17 protein-coding genes are annotated in these 24,951 nt (G+C 64.4%); 7 read left to right on the forward strand and 10 right to left on the reverse strand.

Features of this window, described 5'->3' with window-relative positions; all coding sequences use genetic code 11:
- The first annotated feature begins 318 nt into the window (after positions 1-318).
- Positions 319-2,703, forward strand: coding sequence for a hypothetical protein (locus Poly30_RS00995; protein ID WP_145194158.1), 2,385 nt, complete (start codon positions 319-321; stop codon positions 2,701-2,703).
- A 91-nt stretch (positions 2,704-2,794) separates the two neighbouring features.
- Here the strand turns inward: Poly30_RS00995 and Poly30_RS01000 are convergent, their stop codons facing one another.
- The gene (locus tag Poly30_RS01000; protein ID WP_145194159.1) at positions 2,795-3,349 is read right to left on the reverse strand and encodes a sigma-70 family RNA polymerase sigma factor; all 555 of its coding nucleotides are present in this window, start codon (positions 3,347-3,349) and stop codon (positions 2,795-2,797) included.
- Positions 3,350-3,456: 107 nt separating this feature from the next.
- Between Poly30_RS01000 and Poly30_RS01005 the strand changes: the two genes are divergently transcribed.
- From Poly30_RS01005 to Poly30_RS01020, 5 genes are all read left to right on the forward strand, one after another.
- Positions 3,457-6,540 carry a serine/threonine-protein kinase gene (locus Poly30_RS01005; RefSeq protein WP_145194160.1) on the forward strand — a complete coding sequence of 1,028 codons (3,084 nt, stop codon included), beginning with the start codon at positions 3,457-3,459 and terminating at the stop codon, positions 6,538-6,540.
- A 236-nt stretch (positions 6,541-6,776) separates the two neighbouring features.
- On the forward strand, positions 6,777-6,929 hold the full coding sequence (locus tag Poly30_RS28005; protein WP_419190800.1) for a hypothetical protein: 153 nt from the start codon (positions 6,777-6,779) through the stop codon (positions 6,927-6,929).
- A gap of 533 nt (positions 6,930-7,462) precedes the next feature.
- Entirely contained in the window at positions 7,463-7,891 is a 429-nt protein-coding gene (locus Poly30_RS01010; RefSeq protein WP_473163484.1) for a GNAT family N-acetyltransferase, read from the forward strand.
- 111 nt (positions 7,892-8,002) lie between these two features.
- Positions 8,003-8,647, forward strand: coding sequence for a hypothetical protein (locus Poly30_RS01015; RefSeq protein ID WP_145194162.1), 645 nt, complete (start codon positions 8,003-8,005; stop codon positions 8,645-8,647).
- Between the two features lie 285 nt (positions 8,648-8,932).
- Positions 8,933-9,892, forward strand: coding sequence for a transposase (locus tag Poly30_RS01020; RefSeq protein ID WP_145194163.1), 960 nt, complete (start codon positions 8,933-8,935; stop codon positions 9,890-9,892).
- A 264-nt stretch (positions 9,893-10,156) separates the two neighbouring features.
- Here the strand turns inward: Poly30_RS01020 and Poly30_RS01025 are convergent, their stop codons facing one another.
- From Poly30_RS01025 to Poly30_RS28010, 8 genes are all read right to left on the reverse strand, one after another.
- Positions 10,157-10,846: an alpha/beta fold hydrolase gene (locus Poly30_RS01025; protein WP_145194164.1), complete on the reverse strand. Its 690-nt coding sequence runs from the start codon at positions 10,844-10,846 to the stop codon at positions 10,157-10,159.
- 202 nt (positions 10,847-11,048) lie between these two features.
- Positions 11,049-13,583 (reverse strand): mechanosensitive ion channel domain-containing protein, encoded by a 2,535-nt coding sequence (locus Poly30_RS01030; protein ID WP_145194165.1) that lies wholly within the window; start codon positions 13,581-13,583, stop codon positions 11,049-11,051.
- On the reverse strand, positions 13,580-16,771 hold the full coding sequence (locus tag Poly30_RS01035) for an efflux RND transporter permease subunit (RefSeq protein WP_145194166.1): 3,192 nt from the start codon (positions 16,769-16,771) through the stop codon (positions 13,580-13,582). Before Poly30_RS01035 ends, Poly30_RS01030 begins: the two co-directional genes overlap by 4 nt.
- The gene (locus Poly30_RS01040; RefSeq protein ID WP_145194167.1) at positions 16,768-18,078 is read right to left on the reverse strand and encodes an efflux RND transporter periplasmic adaptor subunit; all 1,311 of its coding nucleotides are present in this window, start codon (positions 18,076-18,078) and stop codon (positions 16,768-16,770) included. The genes Poly30_RS01035 and Poly30_RS01040 overlap by 4 nt, the downstream gene beginning before the upstream one ends.
- Positions 18,075-19,541, reverse strand: a complete 1,467-nt coding sequence (locus Poly30_RS01045) for an efflux transporter outer membrane subunit (RefSeq protein ID WP_145194168.1) — start codon at positions 19,539-19,541, stop codon at positions 18,075-18,077. The genes Poly30_RS01040 and Poly30_RS01045 overlap by 4 nt, the downstream gene beginning before the upstream one ends.
- Positions 19,538-20,527, reverse strand: coding sequence for a DUF6268 family outer membrane beta-barrel protein (locus Poly30_RS01050; protein WP_145194169.1), 990 nt, complete (start codon positions 20,525-20,527; stop codon positions 19,538-19,540). Before Poly30_RS01050 ends, Poly30_RS01045 begins: the two co-directional genes overlap by 4 nt.
- Positions 20,520-20,897 carry a MarR family winged helix-turn-helix transcriptional regulator gene (locus Poly30_RS01055; protein WP_419190802.1) on the reverse strand — a complete coding sequence of 126 codons (378 nt, stop codon included), beginning with the start codon at positions 20,895-20,897 and terminating at the stop codon, positions 20,520-20,522. Before Poly30_RS01055 ends, Poly30_RS01050 begins: the two co-directional genes overlap by 8 nt.
- A gap of 637 nt (positions 20,898-21,534) precedes the next feature.
- Complete coding sequence (locus Poly30_RS28010) at positions 21,535-21,963, reverse strand: FG-GAP repeat domain-containing protein (protein WP_419190803.1); 429 nt, start codon at positions 21,961-21,963, stop codon at positions 21,535-21,537.
- A gap of 355 nt (positions 21,964-22,318) precedes the next feature.
- Here Poly30_RS28010 and Poly30_RS01065 point away from each other — a divergent pair, with 355 nt between their 5' ends.
- Entirely contained in the window at positions 22,319-23,728 is a 1,410-nt protein-coding gene (locus Poly30_RS01065; RefSeq protein WP_145194172.1) for an IS701 family transposase, read from the forward strand.
- Here the strand turns inward: Poly30_RS01065 and Poly30_RS01070 are convergent.
- On the reverse strand, positions 23,640-24,548 hold the full coding sequence (locus tag Poly30_RS01070; protein ID WP_145194173.1) for an FG-GAP repeat domain-containing protein: 909 nt from the start codon (positions 24,546-24,548) through the stop codon (positions 23,640-23,642). The genes Poly30_RS01065 and Poly30_RS01070 overlap by 89 nt on opposite strands.
- Positions 24,549-24,951 lie beyond the last annotated feature (403 nt).

Genomic DNA, 24,951 nt, shown 5'->3' on the forward strand with positions numbered 1-24,951 from the left:
GGAAGCATCGAGGAAGCTCGGGGTGTCGACGAGGGGGGGATAGGGGGGCGAGGCTCCAGCAAGGAGGGCACCAGAGCCCACTGCGGGCCGTCGCGCCAGCGGCTCACTGGGGGCCAGAAGCAGTGCCCGGGTCTCGGCCACCGGTATTTGTTCAGGATTCCGTGATCCGGTCGCGGGAGGGAGTGCGCATGCCCCATCGCGGGGAAAGTGCCTCATCCACCGAACGTGGGAGGCGCTCTGCCCGTTGACCCGCCCCCTTCTTGTCCTCGCCCACCCTTTTCTTCCTTCCGGTAACCCCGCCCACCGGTAACCCTGCCCATGCGTACATCTCTTCTGCTGCCTCTGTTCATCGCCACCCTGGCCACCTCCGCCTCGGCCCAGGTCGATCGTCCCCCAGCCTTGACGGAGCTCGGAGAGCCGTTCTTTCAGCAAGCCGTCGAGACCCAACCGAACGCATGGACGGACGCCGAACTCGCAGCGGCTCCGCCCATCGACCGCGCCGCCATCCAGTCACAACGAAGGACATTGCTCTACTACACCGAGCATGCAGATGGCCTCTGGGTTCGCGGACGCACCTACAAGGCTCGCATCTCGGAATCGGGTTTCACCTACATTCCCTTTCTGGGATCGAAGGCTCCTCGAAACTACCCGGCGTCGTTCCGACTCGCCTCCGCCAGCGTCGAGGGGCGCGCGCTCGACCTGACGGCCCAGGCAGAGGTCCGGCGCGAAGGGGACCGGATGATCCTCGACCGCGGTCCTGTCGACGTGCTCTACGATATGGCGCTCGAGTCCGTCGAGCAGAGCTTCGCGCTGGACGCGACCGGCCTCTCGACCGACCTCATGCTCGACCTTGACTTCACCACGGACCTCGCCGTGAAGACACTGGGCGGAGGATTCGCCTTCGAGGGACCCATGGGCGGCATTCACTACAGCGCCGCGGTGGTGTTCGACGGCGCCGGTCGTTCGGCCAACGTGCCCGCGACGCTGGTCGATGGTCGAATTCGATTGACGGTCCCGGCCGAATTCCTCGCCATCGCGAACGGCCCCATTCTCGTCGATCCAGTCTTCGCAACGTACGCGATCGACCAATACGACGGAGACCAGGAGAACGTCGATGCGGCCTACAGCATCGTGAACGATGCCTTCACCTACGTCTACGAGGATTACTTCTCGGGAGCCGATGCGGATGTGTACTCGACGACGATCGATTCCTCTGGGGCCTTCCTTAGCGCCCGCTACGTAGATAGTTCGGCGGAAAGCGTCGAGGATCCGCACATCGCCACCCTGGCGAGCGCGAACGCTCAACTCATCGTCGCCGTTCGGCACCATCCATCCACCGGTTTTCATGATGTGGTCGGCCGCATTCTCTACCAGCCGGCTGGCGGTCTTAGCGCAGAACTCACGATCGCTGCGGGCAACGCTGACGCCGATCCAGGCGCTCCTGACGTCGGTGGCCAGTTTGCTGCGGCGGGCACGCAGTTCTGCGTCGTCTGGCACAACTTCTACACCTCGAGCCAAGAGGCTGATCCGCTCGTTGCCATGGTGGACACGTCAGGTGTGATCTCGACGATCAGCTCGCTCGAGATCACCTTCGATCGATCGGAGACCTCCGTGGAGATCTCCGAATCCACCGGGGATCCGGCAACGGTCAACCGCTGGAACATCGTCTACCGCTCTGAGGATCTGGCGAGCGGAGATCAGTCCCTGCGCGCCACTCAGCTCCTCCCCACAGGGTTCCTTCTTTTCTTCGCTGTCGATCTCGAGGCCTCTCCGCTCGGCAGCGGGACTTTTGGCGAGTACGATGTTTCCGACGCATTGAACCTCGGCGGTTTGGATCCCACTTACCTGGTCAACTACGACCGCTACGGCTCCACCGAGAGCGATGGCCAGATCATGGTCTGCCGCGGCGATAGTCGAATCAATACCGTGGATCTCGCCATCCTTGAGCACGGGGTTCCTCAGTTCGACAAGGCTCAGTGCCGATTTTCGACGACCTCGACTCAGTTCGTCCTGACGCACTACGAGAAGGATCCACAGTTTGGTCCCTACTACGTCTTCTCGACGGCCCTCGACTTGACTCTGGGCGGGCTTCTCGCCATCTCGGAAAGGCGCGTCGTTCTCGGTCAAACAGGCGGCTCTTACGCAGGGAGTGTGGGCGTCGCGTCCCGTTTCTCGGGCGGCATGACATCCAGCAAATTCATCGGGACGGCCTGGGCGGAGCTCAATCTGTCGACGGGGAACTTCGACGTCCAAGGTGCTACCTACAACGCGTCCCTTCCCACTGCGACTGCGCCCCAGTACTGCTACGGCAACCCTAACAGCACAGGAGACCGCGGCTTCCTCACCCTGTACGGTGACTCCTCGGCGACTACCCAGAAGACGCTGCAGGCCTCGGCGTTGCCGCTGAATGCGTCCGCCTACTTCCTCACAAGTCAGACCATGGCCAGTATCCCGAACCCCGGCGGCAGCCAGGGCATTCTGTGCATCGGCGGCTCGATTGGCCGTTATTCCAACCTCGCCGGAAGCACTGGATCCACCGGAACGATTCTCCTTGGAATCGATCCCACGATGCTCTCGCAGCCGGGCGGTCCGGTGATCGGGGCTCCGGGAGAAACTTGGAACTTTCAGCTCTGGCACCGCGACTCCGCTAATGGAGTGCCGACGTCCAACTTCACCAATGCTGTGGCGCTCCTTCTCAACTGATCCTCAAGGACGCCGAGGTTCATGCGAGGATCCGAACGCCCGTCCTGGTCGCACCTCGACCCGGGTGGGCGTGGCCCTCGGGTGAGGGCCGCTACTCTCCCATACCCATCCGCTCGAACAGCCACGCGCGGGCGTAGGTCCAGTGCCTCTTCACCGTAGCCGGTGACTGACCCCTGAGCTCGGCGACCTCGTCGATGGTAAGACCGGCAAAGAACCGAAGCTGGACGATTTCCGCAAGCCCCTCGTCATGTTCCTTGAGCGCGCTCAAGGCGTCATCCACCTCGAGAACCGAGAGGGTGGTATCGAGGCTTCCCACCTCCGTGAACGTCTGGCGCTGCACACCCTCCCCTCGCTTCTGGGCACGGTTGCGGCGGGCATGGTCCACCAGAATCCGGCGCATCGCCTGGGTGGCCGCGCTGAAGAAGTGGGCGCGGCTCTCGAAGTCGAGGTGGCTGCGCCCGAGTCGCATCCAGGCCTCATTGACGAGCGCTGTGGGCTGAAGCGTGTGACCAACGCCTTCTCGCCGAAACTGGCGGCGCGCGATGGACTGGAGCTCTCGATACGTGGCCTCCAGAAGACGGTCGGAGGCCCCGTCTTCGCGGGCCCGTGCGGCCTCGATGAGGATTGTCAGTTCTGAATCGGGCATGGAGATCGTTTGATTTTCGTGAGCCGGTCGCGAGGTGCTCTACGTTCCGTTCATTGTAGCGCCGACCCTGGGTCTCGCGCACAATCCCATCGTCCCAAGGTACCACCATGAAGCAGTATCCGAACGAACGCGAGTTGCTTGAGGCAACCCTCGACCTTGACCCGGACGAGCACGCCGAGTTCCTGATCCGGCAATGTGGTGAGAACGTGGGCCTCCGTGAACGTGTTGAGCGACTGCTCACCGCTCACGCTCGCGCGGAGGCCTACACGAGCGACCGCGTGGGACCTCTGCCGTTCATCGAGCAGGAGATGAGCCAACCAGCTGAGCTGTTGCCCGAGAGTATCGGGGGCTATCGCATCCTCCGTCTGCTGGGCAGGGGAGGGATGGGCTCCGTGTTCGAGGCTGAGCAGGAAAGTCCCCGGCGGGTCGTCGCACTCAAGGTCATCACGAGCATGTTCCTGACCGACCAGGTTCGAAAGCGCTTCGCGCTGGAGGCTGAAGTGCTCGGGCGGCTCCAGCATCCATCGATCGCCCAGGTCTACGAAGTGGGCGTGTTCGAGAGGGACGGTGCCTCGCAGCCATACATCGCGATGGAGCTGATCCACGGAAAGTCGCTGGCGCAGTTCGCGGACGACCAGAAGCTCGACACGCGCGCACGCCTCAAGCTCCTGTCGAGAGTCTGCGAGGGGGTACAGCACGCCCACCAGCGCGGCATCATCCACCGCGACCTGAAGCCGGACAACATTCTCGTCGACGACGAGGGCCAGCCAAAGATCCTGGACTTCGGTCTGGCGCGGGTGACGAACTCGGACATGTACGCGACGAGCCTGCATACGCACGTCGGCCAGATCATGGGTACGCTGCCCTACATGAGCCCCGAGCAGGCCCTCGGCGACCCGAATGAAGTCGATATTCGCAGCGATATCTACTCGATGGGGGTCGTAGCCTACGAGCTCGTCTCGGGCCGAATGCCGTATTCGACCAGGACGCCCTTGCTGGTGGAGGCACTTCGTGTCTTGCGCGAGGAATCGCCGCGGCCGCTGAGCTCGATCAGCCGCAACCTGCGCGGCGACGTGGACACGATCGTGGGGAAGGCGCTGGAGAAGGAGCCGGACCGGAGGTACGCAAGTGCAGCGGCGATGGCCGACGACATTCGCCGGTACCTGAACGAAGAGCCCATCCTCGCCCATCCGCCGAGCGCAATCTATCAGATGCGCAAGTTCACGCAGCGTCACAGGGCGTTCGTCATGGGCCTCGCGGTGGTGCTTCTTGCGGTGATCGTCGGATCGGTCGGCATGCTTCGAGGGTACGCCGCGGCCGCCCGGAGTGGAGAGCAGACAAAGAGTACGGCTGATTTCTTCCGGACGGTTCTGACTGGGGTAGACCCGGCTGTTGCCCAGGGTCAGGACACCAAGCTGTTGCGCTCGATCCTCGACGACACGGCGGCTCGAATCGGCGCAGAGCTCGGCGGTGAGCCTCGCGTGGCGGCGACGATGCACGAGACGATGGCCACGGCCTACGCATCGATTGCCGAGCACGAGTCGGCGTATCAGCAGGGCCAGCTGGCGCGCGAGCTGATGATCCAGGAGTACGGAATCGACAGCCTGGAGGCAGTGACGGTGCACCTGGGCCAGTGCATCGCGCTCAATCGCATGAACCGCGTGGCCGAGGCCAAGGCCGAATTCGAGGAGTGCATCGCGCGGATCCATCGCGCGCTCGCTACCGAGCGCGAGCTCGCCGACAAGGCGAGGCTGTCGCTGGGAGTCCTGTTCCTCGACGTCCAGGACTACGAGGAGGCCGCGAAGCGGCTCGAGCCCTCGCTCGCCTACAGCCGGGCACGATCTGAGCCCGACTCGGAACAGCTCATGGTCGCGCTCAATAGCCTGGGCGTGGCGCGGCTGGGGCAGGACCGGTTGGATGAGTCGGAGTCACTCCTGAAGGAGGCCTTGGCGCTGCGGGAGCGCGTGTCCGGGCGAGTGCACCCCGACACCATTCGAACGCTGCTGAACCTCGGATCGCTCTACAAGAGGCAGGGACGAATCGCGGAATCGAAGGTGACTCAGCTCGATGGCGTCGGGCGAGCGGAAGAGGTGATGGGGACCCATCATGAGGTGACGCTCATCGGGAAGGAGAACCTGGCGGTCCTTCTCGTCGATACAGGACAGAACGAAGAAGCGCTGGAGCTGCGAAGCCAAATCTTTGCGACGCGTCTTGCCCTCCACGGGGCAGATGATTCGCGAACGCTCGGGGCGGAGGAGACGCTGGCAATCTCGTATCGCACGACGAGGCAGTTCCAGCTGGCCGAGAAGCACGCCCGACATGCGAGCGAGGGACTCCAGAGCTGGTTTGGGCTGGAGCACAGGAACGCCCTGGCCTCCAGGGTCACGCTGGCCATGATCTTGAGCCGGGCCGGCAAGCTCCAGGAAGCGGAGAAACTCATGGAGAGTCTCCTGGAGTCCTACGTTCGCGTCGATGGGGCGGACTCCAGTCAGGTCTTTCTGCTCCAATCCGAACTCGCCATTGTCTATCAGCTTACCGGTCAACCCTCGCGGGCCGAAGAGTCCTACCGCGCAGCACTGATCGGTCGCAGACAAGTTCTGGGACCAGGTCACGCTTCCACCCTGGCCACGGTCGGCCGATTCGCGCGGTTCTTGCACGACGGCGGACGAAGCGATGAGGCGATCCCTCTCTACGGGGACTACCTGGTGCGCTGGGGCGGACTGTACGGGGTCGAGCACAGGAACCTGACTCGCGTCTCGGCCCGGCTTCTCGACCACTTTGCGCGCGTCGATCGCCTGGGGCCCCACGAGAGTCAGGTTCGTGCCGTCCTCGACTACCACGAGCGAGCCACACCCGACGACGCTGGCGCGATTGCGACAGACCTCATCTACCTCGCCCAGGCACTGGTCGAGAGTGGTGACACTGGAGGAGCGACGGAGTGCCTTTCCCGGGTGGACACGCTTCCTCCGGGGGGCGCCCCACCGCTTCCAGCGCGCCAGGCCTGGGCGGCCGAAGCGTGTGGCCTTGCCTCGGAAGCGCAGGCCGCGCTGGAGGCGGTTTGGCAAGCGACCGAAGACGCGCCTGCTACCGAGAGACGCTTCGCAGCGCGCAGGCTGGCCGAGAAGGCGGAGGTCGAGGGTCGCGCCGCAGATGCCGTGCTCTGGCGCGAGCGAGCCGTGTCTATCGATTAGGCACGCTGCGGCGCCCATCAAAATCGACCGACTCGCCCTCATGGGCCGGACGCAGATCGCGCCCCGCCTGGATTTCCTATCCGTCACCCGAGGTGAGGGACGCAAATCAAACAGGCGCCGGCTCTGCCCGCTGAATCCAAGGGACAGCAGCGTGCGAAGAGCGCCAAGAGAGCGAAAACCGCCTCGGCGCGACTCTATCGCGGGACCTCAGCGTCTCACCTGCTTGGACGACCCACATGATGAATGCATTCCTGACGCTGGGTCTCGCCAGCCTCTTGCTCCTGACCACGCAAGACCGCACTACGAAGAGTGAGACGCTCCTGGAGATAGCTGCCGGCACCGAGGATCTCACGACCCTCGTGGCGGCCCTCGAAGCCGTCGGGCTCTGATCTGCTCAAGAGGGTGTTTTCAGAAGACGTTCTCCGCTGCCCACGCTGCCGTGGGCGTCGGCACATGATCTCTGTGATCACGGATCCGGAGACGGTGCGGAAGGTCTTGGAGGGGGTGAGGAAGACCGCGACAAGCCAGGCCGTGTTGGCGAGTGGGGGAGATGGATCCTCGTCAGAGGAGGGGCGCTCGCCACCGGCAGAGGTTGAAGTCCGAATACCCATGCCGCCTCGACTGTCTCCATTGCAGGGGCGGCTCGACTTCGGGAAGTAGAGCGCCGCAGCCAAGCGGCGCGCGGGCCGCCGAGCTCGGTGAAATGGACACAGCCAGCGCTCTCGTGGAGGGTGCTGGCTGTAGGTCGGGGTGAAGCGAACCGGCGGTGCCGTTCGTAGAGGGGGAAATCGGGCGAGTTCGGCTCAGCGAAGAGCCCGATGGCCGCTCGGGCGCTGCGGTGTGCCCTGTGCGGGAGGGGGTGGTGCAGAATCGGGCTTCAGGCTAGGGTGCCGGCTGTGGCGAAACCCCGCTTGGAGTTCCTATCTATGAAGAGACGGTCGAGCACTTCGACGCCTGGGAGCTCGGGGAGCCGCTCGGCTGGGCGCCCGAGAACATCAGCGGCTTCGTGCCCTGCACCACTCGCTTCATGAAAGACGAATCCACGGGTGAACTGCTCGGGCTCTTCAGCTTCCGGCACCGGCTCCACGAGCGACACGAACGATTCGAAGGGCACCTGGGCTACAGCGTGCGGCCCTCAGCGCGGCGCATGGGCCATGCCACGGCGCTACTGTGTGGGGCGCTCGACTTTGCAAACGGGCTCGGACTGGGTCAAATCGTCGTAACGTGCGCGCCGACGAATCAGGGCTCGGCACGGACGATCGAGAACTGCGGCGGCGTGCTGCGAGATCAGTACTACCTCGAGGAACAGAGCACGGACGTGAACCGATACTGGGTGCCCGTTTCGAGTTGACTGACCAGCTGTGCCAAGAGCTGAAAGGGCGTGTCGTGCGGGCGAGCGAGCACATCTGAAAGCGTGTGTATCTCCCTACCGCCCATCTTTTTCTTGCGTAGTATGAAGTGCATGCTGCTCGCCCTCGAAGACCCCCTGTGGTCTCGCCTTTACAGCGCCTACGGTCTCATCGATGTGGCCACGATCCTGAGTGACCTGCGTGACCGGTGGTCGGTCGACGCGCTCAAGGACCTTTACTGGGAAACGCTCTTCCATCAGGAATCCCTCTACCCGGCCACCTACGCGGCCTTGCCGTGGCTGCTCGAGCTCCAGCCGGAGAACGGGTGCCTGGAGTCGGCCCTTTTCTTCTCCGCCGTCCTCGAATCGTCGGCGCCAGGGTTCGCGACTCTCACTTCGAAGGAGAAGCAGAGTTCGAAGTTCCACGGCCTCTCCACGGCTGCGGAGGATCATCAGCACGACTGGCTCCCGCCGCCTCGGCAGCTGACGGGAGCCGACATGCAAATTCTCGAAGCGCTAGAGGAGTGGTTCGCCCAAGCTCGCGTCACCATGGCAGAGATCTGTGTGCGCGAAGCGGAGCGTGCGCCCAGGAAGGCAGTCCCGCACCTTCTGCGCGGTCCCGTTTACCTCCTGAAGGATTCGACCCTCAGCCTCCCGTCCGACTCGAGCTGGCCGGATCGACTTCGAAGGTTGCAGACTCGACCGCGCCGCGAGCGCGAGAACGACGCAGAGGGACAGCTGACTCTGTTCGCCGACTGAACTCCGCTCCTTTGCCCTGGCTCGCCGGCCTCCGCTCCGGCGCCGGCCCGAGAAGGCGGCGTTCGTCGGACGCTTCCTGGCCATCTCGGACCGTCATCGCCTCGCGGCCGGGCTCGCGGAGTCCGCGACCGAAGCTGAGGTCCGGGACGCGCTCCTGGCGCTCCCCCACGAAGAGCTACTCGCCGCGCTGACCCCGCGCGAGCGCGAAGCGCTGGAGTACGGGGAACGGGAGCGCGTCTTCGACATGGATCGGCCCCACATCCGCGAGCTGCCAGGGGTGCTCGGGTGCTGAAGCGCTACTCCCTCGACCCGATCGCACTCGGTCTGCCACTACGCAAAGGCGACGACCCCCCTTGGGAGTACGCGGACGCGAGCGCTGATGAGCAGCCGCTTCTCGACTTTGGCGTCGCGCGTGATGATGCGTACTTTCCGGCCCTGAAGGCTGCCTCGGTGAAGTCACTGGTGCCTTTCGGTCCTGGTGCTGGGCAGCCGCTGAAGCGCCTCATCGCCCCTGATCTCGGCCTTGCGTTCCAGTCGTCGGGTTGGGGGAGTCAGTACGTGCCGCCTCCACTGGTGGTGAATGCTGACGGGTTCTCGTTGCGTGCGCTGATCCGGAAGGGTCAGCGGGCGCAACTGGAGAAGCTCTGCCGCTATGTGACGAGGCCCGCCATCAGCCTCGAGCGCTTCGAGGTGCGTCCTGATGGGATGGTCTCATGGCTGCTACGCAAGGCCTGGAGTGATGGGACCAAAGGCTTCGTCATGACGCCGTACCAGTTCATGGCTCGACTGGCGGCGCTCGCGCCGCATCCGCGCGAGCATCAGCTGACGTATCAGGGAGTGCTGGCCCCGGCCTCATCATTGCGTGATCAAGTGGTGCCGCGTCCCGTGGTTCGGAAGGAGCCGAAGGATGTGGACGTCGCCGATGAAGACGGCTCGAAGAGTGCGGGGGAGCCGTCGAAGGACCAGAGGTACATCCGCTGGGCAGATCTTCTGAAGCGGGTGTTTTCGGAAGATGTTCTCAAGCGCCCGCGCTGCCGCGGGCGTCGGCACATGATCTCCGTGATCACAGATCCGGAGACAGCGCGGAAGGTGCTGGAGGGGGTGAGAGCGGCAGCGAGGAGGTCATCCGATTCGCCCGGTGGGGGAGACCCGTCATCGCCAGGGCCGAGCCGTTCCCCACCGGCAGAGCCCGAGGTCCGAATACCGATGCCGCCTCGGCAGGGGCGGCTGGACTTCGGGAAGTAGGGCGCAGCAAAGCAGCGCGCGGGCTATCGGGCTCGGTGAAATAAGAACAGCCAGCGCCTTGGGGAGGGTGCTGGCTGCAGGTCGTGGTGAAGCGAACCGGTGGTGCCGTTCGGAGAGGGGGAAATCGGGCGAGTTCGGCTCACCGAAGAGGCTGATGGCCGCTCGGGCGCCGCAGATTGGCCGGTGAGGAAGGGTGGTGGCGAAGAATCGCGCCCCAGACTACGGTAGAAATAGTCTCGACACCCCGCTTCGAGTTCCTATCCGTTAGCGCTCGTCGAAGACCCGCAGGCCACTCAGGCGGGGCACGTGGTAGCTGCCCTCGGGAGCCTCGCCCGTGTGCGTCGGGATCCAGCGCCTGCAGCTTCGCAGGACCCAGAGGTCGTAGGCCTTCGAGCGCGGATGGCGGAGGTCATGGGACGCCGCGTCGAGGTCGATGGGCGGGCAGATGGCGACGGACAGCTCTGGCGCGTGTGAAGTCCCGCGGCCCAGGAGTTTCAGGAGCGTGTTGCCGCTGATCGAGTAGCCCACCGCAAAGACCCGCTCCGTGCCGCTGCGTTCCTGGAGCCACTGCAGCGCGTCCTCCACATCGTCGGTGTTACCCGCCATGTAGGGGCGCGTGGAGTCCTCATGCAGATCCCCGGACCCCCGGTGATCGAGCGCGAGCACCGCGTGTCCGCTGGCGGCGATGCGAACCGCGCCCTGGCGCAGGTAACCGGAGCGCGTCGTGCCCCCGAGCCCGTGCAGCAGGAGCACCGCGGGAAGCGTCTTACCTCCGTGATACCAGCCGTCGAGCGTTCCGCCGCACCGCAGCGGCACCGCCACGCGCTCGAAGCCCAAAATCTCCTCCAGCGGGCGCACGCCCTTGGGGAGCGCCAGGCCGAGAACGGTCTGCAGATCCCCGCCAGGAACGCAAGGATGCGCCCGGAAGGGGGGTGGGGGAGGAAGACGAAGCATGAACGCTGGAACGGACCCCGCGAAGCCGTGGCCGTCACAGGAAAGAGGACGCGTTCACGTCAAAACGACAGAGTCGCCCCACGGAGCCCTGTGTATCACCTTGCACGGGCTGGCGGGTTCTCGCCAGGGGGATTCGACGGGACACCGATCGTGGCACACTGCGAGCGCACACCGCCCGATATGGTGCTGGAGGTCATGCTCATCAGCCGACGGCACGATCCAGGGGTAGTTCGATATCACTGCTGCGTAGGTGGAGGTCGCGCTGCGGGAACGGCACTTCGATCTCGGCCGCACGGAGCGCGCGGCTGATGGCCGTGTGCAATTCGTGGATGACCGGCATTCGCTTGGCGAGCTCCGGTACGAAGGCCCGGACTTCGAAGTCCAGCGAACTCTCACCGAAGGCGACGAACAGTACGCTGAACCCGGGCTCATCGAGGACCGCGGGAACGCTCTTCACGGCCGCCGAGATCGTCTCCTGCGCCAGCTCCTCGTCGGTGCCGTAGGCGACTCCGACCTTCAGGAGTACGCGCGTGACTGGATTGCTGAGCGTCCAGTTGACGACACGGTCGGTGATGAAGCTCTTGTTTGGCACGAGCACCTCCTTGTTGTCCCAGTCGGTGATGGTCGTCGCGCGAATACGAAGTCGACTCACCGTACCGCTGTCATGGCCCACCGTGACGGTGTCGCCGACTCGCACGGGCCGCTCGAAGAGGATGATGATGCCGCTGACGAAGTTGGCGACGATCTCCTGCAGACCAAAACCAAGGCCCACGCCGAGGGCGGCCACGATCCACTGCGCCTTGGACCAGTCGATGCCGATGAGATTCGAGATCACGACGACACCGACCGTCACGGCGAGGTAGCGCGTCAGCGTGCTGGCCGCATATCGGGCTCCGTGGTCGATCTTGAAGCGCTGCAGAACGAGCAGCTCCAGAACCGCAGGGAGGTTTCGGGCTGCGATGAACGTCAAGAGCGCGGCGACCAGGGCGAGCAACAGCGACCAGACCGTGACCGGCGCGCCAATGATCGCTCCCGATTCGTCGACCATGGGCTGCCCGAGGTCGATTCGATCCAGAATGGCGAGAGCGGGCAAGATCTCTCCCCAGACGGCCCAGAGCCACATCAGGACTCCAAGTGATACCACCGTGCGCGCGAGTGCCATGGTCTGCTCGCTGGCGGACTCCACATCGATCGCCTGCAAGTCGAGTTCGGGCACAGCATCGCCGGTGGAAGCATCCTCCTCTGATTCGGATGCGAAGGCGTCTCGCCTCTGCTGAAGCTTCTCCCTCGCCTGCCGGAGAGCGAGCCGACGTCGCGCGACGAATAGCCAGCGCTGGATGAAGCCGTAGCCCACCAGTCCGGTCAAGACCACTAGCCCGGTGGCGAACACGCGACTCTGCACCTCGGACGCCAGATAGTAGTAGCCAAGCACTGCAGCCAGTCCCAGAGCAGCAGGGAGTCCCACGAGTATCCCGTACCAGAGGCGTTGAAGCCTCCAGACCCAGCTGCCCCCGGTGGCGAGCTCGGCGTACACACCCTTGCGCCGACCAAAGACCCTTCCCGCGAAGAGCGCCATACCCACCGAACCGACGACGAAAGCGAGTCGCCCCAGCCCATCCTGGTAGAGTGCCACCCCGCTGGCATCGCAAGCCGCAACGACCACGGCGGCACCGGCCTCCACCGGGATGAACCACCGCAGATTGGCACGGAGGGTCCTTCTCGCATGCTCGTCCCATTGAAAGTGAGCTTCCGCCAGCCCCTGCGGTCGGCATAGCTGCCTGAACAGGTCGAGCAACAGGACGACTGCGGCCGCGGCCATCAACCCTGTCGAGAGGGCGTGCGAGAACGAGTCCGAGGCGTCCGTCGCGAGCATGGAACCGAGGCCACCCAATGCGATCGGTACCGGAAGTGACAGAAGGACCGTGACACCCAGGGCGAGGCCGGTGGCAGAGAAGTTATCGTGCGAGACAGTGCCGATGCTCTCCGAGAGCTTCGACAGCCTGGAGCGTAGACGTCGCCTCACGCCGATCAGCACTGTCAGCGCAAGTGCCAGTGCTATCGGCACCCACGGAGCGTGGAGCGCGCGTCCCCACGCGCTCCACAGGGCTTCCGTCCAGCTGCCAGGCGACGCAGCCCATTGCACGCCTCGGGCAATCTCGGAGGGCCACTTGCTACCGATGGGAGCGGCGCTGGCCATCCACAGGAGCCGTGTGTCGAGCAGGCTCGCAAGCTCCTGTGCCCTGAGCGCGAGGGCTCGCTCCGCCACGAGCGCCGCTTCGAGAGCCTCCTGGTAGACCGCCTGCTTGGCGACTTCTGCGTTGAGGCGAGCAACCTCTTCAGGGTCTGCCTCGAGGCGGCGACGCTCGAGGAGCCGGACATGATCGAGACGCGCCTCCGCGAACTCTCGCTCCCGGGCCACAAGTTGCTCCCCAAGCGTTTGGGGATCGGGTGCACGAAGCTTCGCCTCGCGCAAGAGCTGCCCGGCCTCGTCTCCCGCGAGACCGATATCCAGCACTTGCTGGACTGCAAGCAGGTTGGCTTCTACTTGCTCCAGGCGAACCACGGCCGCGCGCTCGGCAGCGAGTGCTTCGCTGCGCTTGGCATGGACTTCTGGCGTCGCCGTGACCTTCAATTCCTCGGCCACCGCAGTCTGTGGACGACAAGGGGCTCCGTAGGACGGTGTCGCGCTCAACATGAGCCAGGAGATCACGACTGCTGAGATCTGGAGAGGTTTCATGAGGGCTTCGTTTTCGGGGTCAACAAGAGGTAGAGACAGGGCACGACGACCAGCGACGTGACGGTAGAGACGATCAGTCCGAAGATGATGGCGTAGCAAAGGGGACGCCACATCGGGTCGCTGATTGCGAGGGGCACGAGGCCGACGATCGTGGTCAGGCTCGTGCTCACGATCGGCCTCAGTCGATCCGAGGCGCCGCGAGCCGCCGCCGTCGCCACCTTGATTCCAGAAGCGAGGTGCCTGTTCATGGTGTCGACCATGACGATCGAGTCGTTGACGACGATGCCGATCAGCGCGATGACGCCGACCATGGCGAAGAACGAGAACGGAATCCAGGCGAAGAAGAAGCCCGCGAACGTGCCGATCAAGGCCAATGGGATGGCCATGGCGATGATGAACGACTGTCGGAACGAGCCGAACTGAAGGACCAGGACGGAGAACACGAGCATGATCGCGACCACGAGCATGATGCCTGCGGAACCGAACGTCTCCGCCGTCTCGGCCACCTCGCCCGCGAATCGAAACGAGTATCCAGAGGGCCAGGTGGCCTTGAGCGCTTCTAGCTCGGGAGTGATGGCCTCGACAATCTCCTGCGGTGTGGATCCCGCAGTCTTCGCGAGAACCGAGATGCTTCGCTTCCCGTTCTCGTGTGTGATGGAGAGCGTGGAGGTACCGGACTCAGGAGTGAGCACGGACAGCAGAGGTACGACTGCCCCGTCCGGAGCAAATGCCCTCACGAGCGCCATCTCGCCCAATGTGGTCGGGCCCCCGATGTCACCGCCACGGCTCGGCCAGGCCATGCCCAGCTGGAGGCTCAGGTCGTCGTCGAGCCCGCCGATGTCGAACTTGGCGACCTCATCGTTGCCGAGCGCGATGCGGACCTGTGCTGCCAGCTCGCGCTCCGTGAGGCCGTAGAAGTCCATCGCCTCTCGGCGTGGTATGAGCTTGACCTCCGGACGAACGTTCCCGAGATTGTCGCGTACTTCCACTGCACCTGGAGTTCGCTGCAGGATGGCTTGAACATCCGCCGAGATGGAACGCAGCCGCCCCATGTCGGTGCCGAGCAGCGCGATCTGTACCGGAGCCACCGCGCTGGGCTCACCGGTCTCGGGTACGAGCTCCAGCGTGGCGACCGCGGCCATCTCATCGAGAATTGGCCTGAGCTCGCTTCGAAGGTCATCCGCGTACTCGTAGCCGTCCTTGTCGCGCAGGTCGCGCTCCTTGAAGATGCACGAGAAGCCGACGTAGTTCTCACCCGTCGAGGGACTGAGTGCGTCCTGCAGGGTGACCTGCGCCAGCGGGCTCTTCTGTCCCACGAGCATGACGACGCTCTCGAAGTACGGCTTCTCCCGAAGGATGCTGCCGAGGCTCTCGGCGACGATCTGTGAACTCGGAAGCGTCGTGGATGGGCTGAGCTCCACGGTGATCCCCAGCTTGACACCATCGGCCTTCGGGTACATCACCAGCGGCACCTTGCTGAAGCCCACCAGGGAGAGCAGGAACACCCCGAAGGCGCCTGCGACCACCAGAGCTGCCCTCGGGCGGCTTGTCAGAGTCGACGCGAGGCTCCAGTCGCGGAGCCTCTGTCCGTACCTGGCCGTCAGGCGATCTGCTCTGGTTTCCTTGTTGCCGTCACTTGCGTCTAGATGCCCCAGCAGGAACCGCGAGAGCGGCACCGAGATGGCGAGGGCGACGAAGAACGCCACCAGCAGGCAGACGATGGCCGTGATGGGAAGAACGCGGATGAACTGCCCCGATGTGCCACCGATCGCTGCCAGCGGCGCCAGCGCGAGGATGGTCGTCAGCTGTCCGGTGGCAGCGGGCAGCCCGTAGCGCCGGACGGTCTTCAGCGCCGCCTGCGAGAAGGTGAGGCCCTCCACGAAGATGCCCTCGTGAATTCCCTCCATCATCAGGATGAACACATCGACGAGCAGGCCCAGTGCCAGGACCATTCCGATGACGACGAGCTGGTTGAGCGTGAAGCCGAGCAACCAGATGATGAGCAAGGCCCCGAGGAACGTGAGCGGAATGGCAAGTCCTGCGATGAGCCCCTCGCGCCAGGTCAGCAGCATGAACAGGATGAAGAAGACCGCCAGCATGGCCTGCCATGCGTTGTTGAACACGTTGCCGAGGGACTCCCGTACCTGCTCCGATTCGTCCTGCGTGATCTCGTACTTGAGTTGCGGTGGCCAGTCAGTTCCCCCTGTCGTTGCATCGAGTTCTTGCCGCACTGCCTCGATGACCGCCAGCGTATCGGTGCCGGGCGCTTTCTTGACCGACACCTCGATGGAAGAGGCGTACTCACCGCCTTGCCAGCTGAAGAAGGCTCGAGATGTCTCCTTCTCGAGGTCTCGTCTCACGTCCGCGACCTCGCCGAGTCGCACGATGCGCCCTTGCCCCGCGGAGCCGAGTCGGGCGACAGGCAGATTCTCGAGGTCTCCCACGCTTCGGAAGCGTCCGTAGAAGCGCACACTCGTCCCGAACTGCTCGCTCTCGATCTCTCCCCATGGCATGTCCACGTTCGCGTTCTGAATCGCATCACGGACGACGGTGGGAGAGAGTCCGAGCGCGAGAGTCCTGTCCGGGTAGAGGCGCACCGAGACGACCTCGTCTCTCATGCCCGCGATATCGGCTTCGTTGACGCCCGCCACGGCCTCGAGTCTCTCCTCGAGGTCCTGGGCCGTGCGGCTGAGCACCCCTGCGTCGATGTCACCATAGAGCACGACGGTGAGGATCGGTCTGTCGTCGACGGACACCTGGGTGATGCGCGGCGTCCCGGCGCCCTGTGGGAGCTTCGACTCCGCGTCGCTGACCTTCGAACGAAGGAGCTGCATGGACTCCGACAGGTTGGCACCTGCGTCGAACTCAACGGCGACCATCGAGAACGAATCGAAGGACGAGCTCGTGACGCTCTTCAGTCCGCGGAGTGTCTTGACCTCCTTCTCGATGACGTCCGTGATGTCCTGCTCGATGGTCTGCGGGTCGGCGCCCGCCCACTCCGTGCTGATGGAAGCCTGGGGAATGGACAGGTCGGGGAAGGACTCCTTCACCAGGACGCTGGCGGCCATCAGGCCGCCGGCGATGAGCAGCAAGGTCGCCAGGATGCCGAACGTCGGTCGAAGCAGGAAGAAGCGCTCGGCCCAGGACGCCTTCGCGACGTCGATCTCGTGTTCCGTTGAATCGGTCACTGGATGACCTCGGAGCGCTCGGCCACTGCGTCGATGACGCGGACGCTGACGCCGTCGCTCATCTTGAAGCGGCCATCGGTGACCACGGTCTGGCCTTCCGTGAGGCCGCCAAGAACCTCTTGCATCGAGAACTCCTGAAGCCCGAGCGTGACGGGGACACGCCGGGCAACGCCCTCTTCCACGACGAACGCAAAGGCGGAGTTGTCCTCATGGAGGATGGCGTCCACCGGCACTCGGATCACGTTCTCTCGGCTGTCCGCGGCGACCCAGACGCTCACGAAGAGTCCATCCTCGAGTAAGGTGGCGTTCTCGGTCACCCGGATCTTCACCTGCACGGCTCTACCGCCGGGGCTGACCGCCGGGTTCACCGAGAAGACCTCACCGCGAACGAAGCTGTCTCCTTCCGTGGGCGGCACGCCGGAGCCGAGTTGAGAGACGGCCGCAGAGCTGACGGCCACCACGGCCGCCTGACCGGGGTTCAAGCGCCCTCGGCTGAACGAGGGAACGTTCACCGTGACCTCGAAAGCGGTGGGGTCGATGAGAACGAGCGGAACGGACTGCAGGGCGGCCGTCTCCTCCTCCGTGCGAACCATGGAAGGGGTGAAGTAGTAGCCCTCCTTGGTGTTGACGTACGCAACGACTCCATCCATGGGCGCGATGAGTTCGGTCTTCTCCAGAGCCAGTTCGGCCTGTTTGACGCGTGAACGTGCCGAGGTGACCTTGGCCTTCGCGGACGCGAGGCGGCTGGCGGCCTGGCTCACGGTCGCGGCCGCGATGTTCGCTCCATTTTGGGCCTCGTCCAGCTCTTGCTTGGACGCGGAGTTCTGTGCCACGAGGGTGGTGAAGCGCTCGAGCGTGGTCGCCGCGAGCTCCTGTTCACTCTTGACCCGCTCCTGTTCCGACTCCGCGACAGTGACCTGCGTCACTGCTTCGGCGATCTCCGCGTGGGCACTCTCCAGGTCGGCTTGCGCCGAGCGCTGGTCCTGGCGCGCGAGCACGGTGCCGGCTTCGACCCTGGTGCCCTCTCGGAGCTCGAGCCCATCTGCTCCTTTGAGGACGTACGCGACTCGGCCTGCGTACTCAAAGGTGAGGTACTCGCGCCGCACCGAGCGTGCGGTCCCTTCCGCGAGGAGCCATGACTGGATGTCTCCGGTGGTGACTTCGTGGGTCCGGATCGTCAGCGGGAGGGGGGGCTCTTGCTCCACGATCTTGGAGACCGACGTGTCGAGTCGCCACCAGGTCAGCCCGCCAAGGCCGATGATGAGCACGGCCGTGACGCCGAGCGTTTTGAGAGTGTTCGTTTTCATTGGGATGCTCCGTCTTGCGAGCGAGTGGTCGTTGAGTCGGAGGTCTCTGCGGTGAATCCGCCCCCGAGGGCAAGGTGTAGATCGATTCGGGCATCCAGGCGCGCGCGCCGCACGCTGAGCAGGCGGCTCCTGGCATCGAGTTCGCGGCGCTGACTCTCCAGAACCAGCAGCAGCGACTCGATCCCCTGGCTGTAGCGGTTGCTCGCGATGTCGGCGGCTCGCTTGGACGCGTCTGCTGCTCGAACGAGGGCCGTCTCCTGCCCGGCCAGGAACGTCTCGGCCGTCAACGTGGCCTCGACATCCAGGAAGGCCTCGAGGACGCCCTGGGCGAACGCCTCCGAGGCGACCTTGATCCGACTCTCAGCAGCCTTCACCTCGGCGCGTAGCCGTCCCCCGGCGAAGAGTGGTTGCACAAGTCCGCCTGCGATATTCCAGATGAAGAAGTCACCCGACAGGAGGTCCTCGAACTCCGCGCTCGAGGTACCGGCGCTGCCGGTGAGCGTGAGCTGCGGGTAGAGATTTGCCCTTGCTGCGCCGGCGCGCTCGAGGGCAGCGGCGAGCTGACGCTCCAGCACCCGAACGTCAGGGCGTCTGCGAATGACCTCTGAGGGGATACCGGAAGGAATGGCGGGCGTGGTGCGTTCGAGGTCGTTCGCATTCTGCAGCTCCGCGCTCGGGTAGCGCCCCAGGATCACCTCGAGCTGCCGTGCGGCGCGACTGTGCGCCTCGGCGCGCGCTTGCAGATTCGCTTCGGCGGACGCGACGTTCGCCTCCGAGAGGTGCTCGTCGACCGGAGCCTGAACCCCTGCTGCCGTGCGGTCCGTCGCCTGCCGACGCGTTTCCTTGAAGCTGGCGACGGTCGCTTCGGCGAGCTGGAGCTGAAGGCCAGCTTCCGTGAGCGCGTACCACGCCTTGGCGGTCTGAGCGGCGAGCGACAGAGACGCGGCGACGTACGCATCGCTTTCAGCCTGTAGGTCGGCGGCCGCGGCGCGGGCGCCTGCGCGGAGTCGGCCCCAGAGGTCGAGCTCCCAGCGAAAGTTCAGCGAGACGCCGAAGCTATCGGAGGTCACGCTCTGTGTGCCTCCCCCGAGTCCAGGGATGGGAAGTGCGGCGAAGTTCTGGGCCTGTCGCTGTCCGTTCAACCCCGCGTCGAGTGTGGGGAGCAGGACCGCGCCGGCGACGCGGGCCTGGGCGGCAGCCACCTCCAGTCTTGCCGCAGCGCCTTTCAAGTCGTGATTCGTGCGGAGCGCCTCGTCGACCAGCGACGAGAGTGTCGCGTCATCGAAGCCATCCCACCAGCGCGCATCCACGGAGGCCGAGTCAGCGACGGTGGCCCACGCGGTGGGCACGTCGATACCAAGCTCCGGAGCGATTGCATCCGGAGCCCGGGCTGTCAGCGTGCAGCCGCTCATGAACGGCGCGAGCGCGGCCCAGGCAATGCACTGAAACGGTGGGTGAGTCATATCTGGTACTTGAGCGAGAGCCCCGCGAAGGGACTGGAGTCAGGGTGGACCTCGAGCAGCGTCGCGCCTGAAGCGTCGTCGAACCGGAGCTCACGGTTCATGAGGTAGCCGGCGTTCACACCCAGCGAGATGGCGGGGCTGGGCCTCCAGTCGAGTCCAAGCTCGACGCCGATCCCCTCGTCACGGAGGATCCCGCCCGGCATGGCGCCCGAGTCCTCGAGCCGGAAGTCGCGAAACTCGAAACGAGCGCGCAGAGCGACGGAGACGGAATCGCTGGCTCGGAACTTCACACCCGTCGCAGGAACTCCAAATTGGAAGGACCAGCTATCGGTCGCCGTCCAGTCGAGCCCCAGGAAGGGAAGCGCGAAGAGGTCTTCCTCGATGCGCGTGGAAGCCGCGACGCCAATCGATGTGCTGAGGCTGTCATTCCAGGCGTGCCGCATGCCGACCTGGAAGTTGAAGACCGACGAGTCCTCGAAGGCGGCGCCTGGCTCCTGGGCGACCGCTGCCCCGGCGCCAACGAAGTACGACGTCTCCTTCGAGCGGATATGCATGAAGTTCACCGACGCACGGTGGACGTCCAGTCCATCCACGCGCCGCAGGTCGAACCCTGGAAGAGCCGCCTGGAGCCCATCGAACTTGTACGAAGAGCGCTCCGTCTCCAGCTTCACGGCCGCCGTCGTGCGCTCCGTGACCCGGAGGTTCCAAGTCAAGCTGGCTCCGAAGCGGCTGACGCGGGAGTCGATGGAACCGGCGGACGCACTCGGAACAGCGAAGGCGCGTGTCTCGAACTCCCATGCGCGCTGTGCTCGCTTCGGCGACTCATCAACTGGCTTGGTGGTGCGCGCCGTTTCCTGGCGTACGGTCTCCAGGCGGAAGATGGGCTGCGGTGCTACCACTCGCGAGGGCACGCTACTGGCGCAGCTCCCCATCATCGGCGCGATGCACAGAAGTGCGCACTGCGCGAGGCTTGGACGCTCAAGCATCGTCTTGCTCCACCGCGTCGAGGTTCTCTTGGATTCGACCCAGGAGACTCTTCAAGGTCTCGAGCTCCTCCTCGGAGAAGCCTGCGGTCGCCAGATCCCGGACCTCTTCTCCCAGGTTGATGATCTTGTTCCAGGTCGGCTTGACCTTGTCGGTCGTCCGGATCAGCTTCTTGCGGCGATCATCTGGCGCGGGGTGCCGCTCGACCCAACCGTCCCGTTCCATCCGGTCGAGCACCCTCACCACGGTCGAGGGTTCCACGCGCAGGTCCTCCGAAAGATCGACCTGGCTGCGCTCTCCGAAGAGCGACAGGGTGGCCAGAACCTGGACCTGGCGAAGCGTGATGCCGGTCGGGGCGAGCTTGCGATTCATCGCTCGCTCGAGGAGGTGGTTGGTGAGACCAATCCAAAAGCTCGGGCTCGATTGAAAGTCGTATTTGAGGGCCATGTTTCGTCTCCGTAAATGGGGCGCGTTCGCCAGCACGGTGGGGGTACAGGTGCGGGGCGTCCGCACCTCCGCTCATCTCGGCGGCTCTTTCGCCGCAACTTGATGCCTGTGCAACTATATCGGTGGCGAGGCATTGATTGCAAGTGGAATGATTGCACAGTTATCAAAGATGGTTGAAATGGAAAGTGCGTGGTAGATCGGGCATGTGGCTGCATTCTGCCGGAAGGGCGAGACGTTCCGGCATGCCCGGGTTCCCACCCTGCAACGGGATCGCGAAGTCCCGTGAGTGTTCAGTGGCCCTCTCCAGAGCCCTTTTCCCGGGTCGCGGATCTTCCCTCGCTCGCACCATGACGTCCTTCAGGCTCAATGTCCCGCCCGCCCATGCTCCGACTTCCAGGGGTCAGGCTACCCGTTCCAAGGAGGAGCCGTGTAGGCCAGTGGATGCGCCGCGCCGTGTGAACGTGAGCGCGAGGAGGCGCCCGACGGTCGTTGCACTTGCGCGTCGGAGTGGATTGCCGCTGCTCATGCTGATCCTCATCGGTGGAACGCCGCTATGGGGCGGCTACGTGACGCTCGTGCTCGCAGTGATCGGCTGGCGACTCGCGGGAGTGTGGCTGTGATCGCGCGGCCCTCCACGGAGATGCAGGGTCCACTTCACCTCGATCGGGCGCCCAGGGGCCGCCGGCCCATGGAAGTGAATGCTGAGCGTCCCCGCCGCCAGAGTATCTCCCCGAATGACCTCGTAGTCCCCATCCCCATTCACGTCCGCCGCGGTGATGGCGGATGCGCTCAGGTCGTAGTGCGAGAGCCGCGTGACGGGGGCGAAGGACGTCGCCCCACCGGAACCTTGATTCTGGTACCAGCCCACGTACCTGACGGAGTTGCGCCCTTCGACTCGAACGATGTCCGTATTCGAATCTCCATCCAGGTCATCGAGAATGAGGCGACCAAGGATGGGCGGCGGCGTGAACGAAACGAGCGGGAGTTTCACAGCGGGGCTCAGTCCAGTTGGGCCGAGGCTGCGAAAGTAGTCGGCTAGGTAGAAGCCCTCCGCCACCACATCTACTTGGCCATCGAGATCGAGGTCGCCTGCTCGGAGGCCCAAGACGGGGAAGTGACCTGTGGACGCATACTGAGTGGGTGAAGCGAAGCCTAGCCCACCCATCCCTTGGTAGAGCCGAATCTCGCGGTTGATGGCCGAGGCCACGACTAGGCTCGTGTTTCGCACTTTTTGAGCGTCCCTCGGGCTTCCACGGCCCCCCGATTTCTGGCACGCCACGCGTGAATCGCACATCCCCACTCTGAATGCTGAAGGTGTCTAAGCCAAGGCACCCAGAGGAGGGGACATGCCCGATCAGAGTATCCCGAAGTCGGTAGCCGTGCTACTGAAGTCATTCGAGTCGTGCTTCACGGCACCGACCCACCGCCGATTCTCCATACTCGTGGTGGGTTGGCTTCTCTGCTGTTCGAGGCGCTGGGTGACTCGGGTGGCCCGAGCGAGTGGGGCATTGGGCGACCGTCACCATGCTGGGTTCCACCGCTTTTTCTCGGAGGCCCGTTGGAAGACAGATGACGTGTGGAAGACGCTGGTCATGCACTTGCTGACGTACCTTCCTAAGAGAATCGACGTGATCGTCGACGACACTCTCTGTCGACGAAACGGGCCGAGAATCTTTGGGACGGCGATGCACTACGACGGAGCAGCATCCTCGCGGGCTTCCAAGGGTGCAGCGGCTAGCGTGGCCTGTGGCCACGCCTGGGTTGTACTCGCGGTTCACGTACCCGTGCCATGGAAGGGTCCAGGCATCGCTGTGCCAATTCTCGCGAAGCTGTACCGTTCGCCGAAGACATGCCCTGAGTCCGAGTATCGAAAGCGAAGCGAGATCGCCCGCGAATTGGTCGAGAAGCTCTACAGCTGGCTTCCGAGCGATCGACGGATAAACCTCCTAGGCGACCGAGAATACGCGTGTAAGACGACTCTGCGCGACCTGCATGGGAGCATTGACTTCACGGGTCCGATGCCAATGGATGCGATGCTCTTCGAGCCTCTTGAAGAGGGCTACACGCAGAAGCGGGGGACCAAACGTATCAAAGGCCCACGCCTTCCGAGCCCATCTGATCTTGCTGCCGAGGAACCCGACGCTTGGATCGAGCTGAAGGTCAAGATCTACGGCAGGCAAGTGACGCTCCTCATTCAGACTCTCACTTGTCTCTGGTACACCGCGACGGGAACCAGGTTGATTCGAGTCGTGGTGACGCGCGATCCAAAAGGGAACTACGAGGACCGAGCCTTCTTCTCAACGCGCCACGCCGCGTCCGCGAAAACCATCGTCGAAGGTGTGGGGCGGCGATGGTCGATCGAGGTGAGCTTCAGAGAGGCGAAGCAGTCCTTGGGGTTCTCGGAAGCGCAGAACGGATGGAGCCGAGGCGAATCGCCTGATGGTCGTCCGAAGCCTGGGTCACAGCCGCGCGGCCATCGCGGCCGACTTGCAGTGGAGCGCACGGCGCCATTCGCCCTGATCGTCCGAGGCATAATCATCGTGTGGTACCTCGGGGAAGATCGATGGCGGCAGGATGTGGGAGCCCATAAGATCCAGGCGCCTTGGTACCGGTCGAAGACCACGCCAAGCTTCGACGACATGCTCAGCGCCATTCGAGGCGAGATCCTCAGCCACCGTTATCTAGCGACCCCGCCTCCAGAGCGCACACTCGCTGAATACCAGAGGACCCTCCAGGACCTCGGAATCGCCGCCTAAGAACTGCGAAACACGAGCCTAGGTCGGAGAGGCCGTCCCCCGTGACGTCCTCGAGGAGCATAGGGCCGGCACCAGAATCCAGAACGACAGGGGACTGGAAGCTTCCGTCCCCAGCGTTGGGCAGGACAAAGACCTGGCCGTTGTGGGCGGCTATTAGCTCAGTCGCGCCGTCACCAGAGAGGTCCTCCGCTATGAATTCGACCGATGGCAGGTTGGGGGTCGACCCGCCGTAGACGATCGTCTGCGACCCAAAGTTACCTGTGCCATCGTTGCGCAGGAAACTGACTAGGGCGGCCGAAGCTGGAACGGCGTTGTGGTGGCGCGCCAGAACTACATCCAAGTCCCCGTCCGCGTCAATGTCCGCGAGCTGTAGATCCGTCACGCTCCGGAGCCAAGGGCCGACAACCTGGGGAAACGCTCGAAAGCCCTGCGCCGTTCGCTCAATCCACAGGAGCCCGTGTTGTGCACCCATGCCGATCAGATCAGCGTCGCCGTCCCCGTCGATGTCGCCTCTTCGGACGACGGAGATGCCTGACGAGAGCTGGGTAAGCTGCTTGGGGGGCGCGAACTCGTCCGTTGCGAGGCGTTCGACCCACATGATCTCGTCCCGTCCATTGTCCGAGTAGATCAGGTCGAGTCGCCCATCACCATTGACGTCTTCGACCATCATCGATCCGGGGGAACGGGCCGGCTGATTCAAGGAGATTATGGGGCCGAACGGGGTCTGCGCTGCGATAGCAGGGAGCAGTACGGCGGTGCAAAGGCCGATGCGAGCGGCGTTTGGAATGAAAGCGTCCAGAGGAAAGAAGCGAGCGTTCATCAGGCAAATGGCAGAGGGGGAAGTCGACGGATAGGTCTTCCAAGCGGGGTGTCAACTCGATCCCCACCGTAGCCTGGAGCGCGATTCTTCGCCATGACTCACCGCCCGCCGTCCAGACGGTAGCGGTGAGCGGTCGCCAGACCCTTCGCCGGGGCGAGCGCCCCCTATTTCTGACTCTCAGCGACACCATTGGTTCGCTGCACCACGAACTCCAGCCAGCTCGCTCCAGAGGAGTGCTGGCTCAGTTCAGTTCTATCGGGCCCACTGGGCCGCGCGTCGCTCTGCCGCCGCGCTCTACTCCCCGAGGGTACCGCCCAGCCGACCCTGCCGAGGCGGCATCGGGATGCGGACTTCGGACCCCGCTGATGGCGGCGGGGAACGGCCCGGCCCTGGCGAGGACGAG

The organism is Saltatorellus ferox, assembly GCA_007751475.1.
GTDB lineage: Bacteria > Planctomycetota > UBA1135 > UBA1135.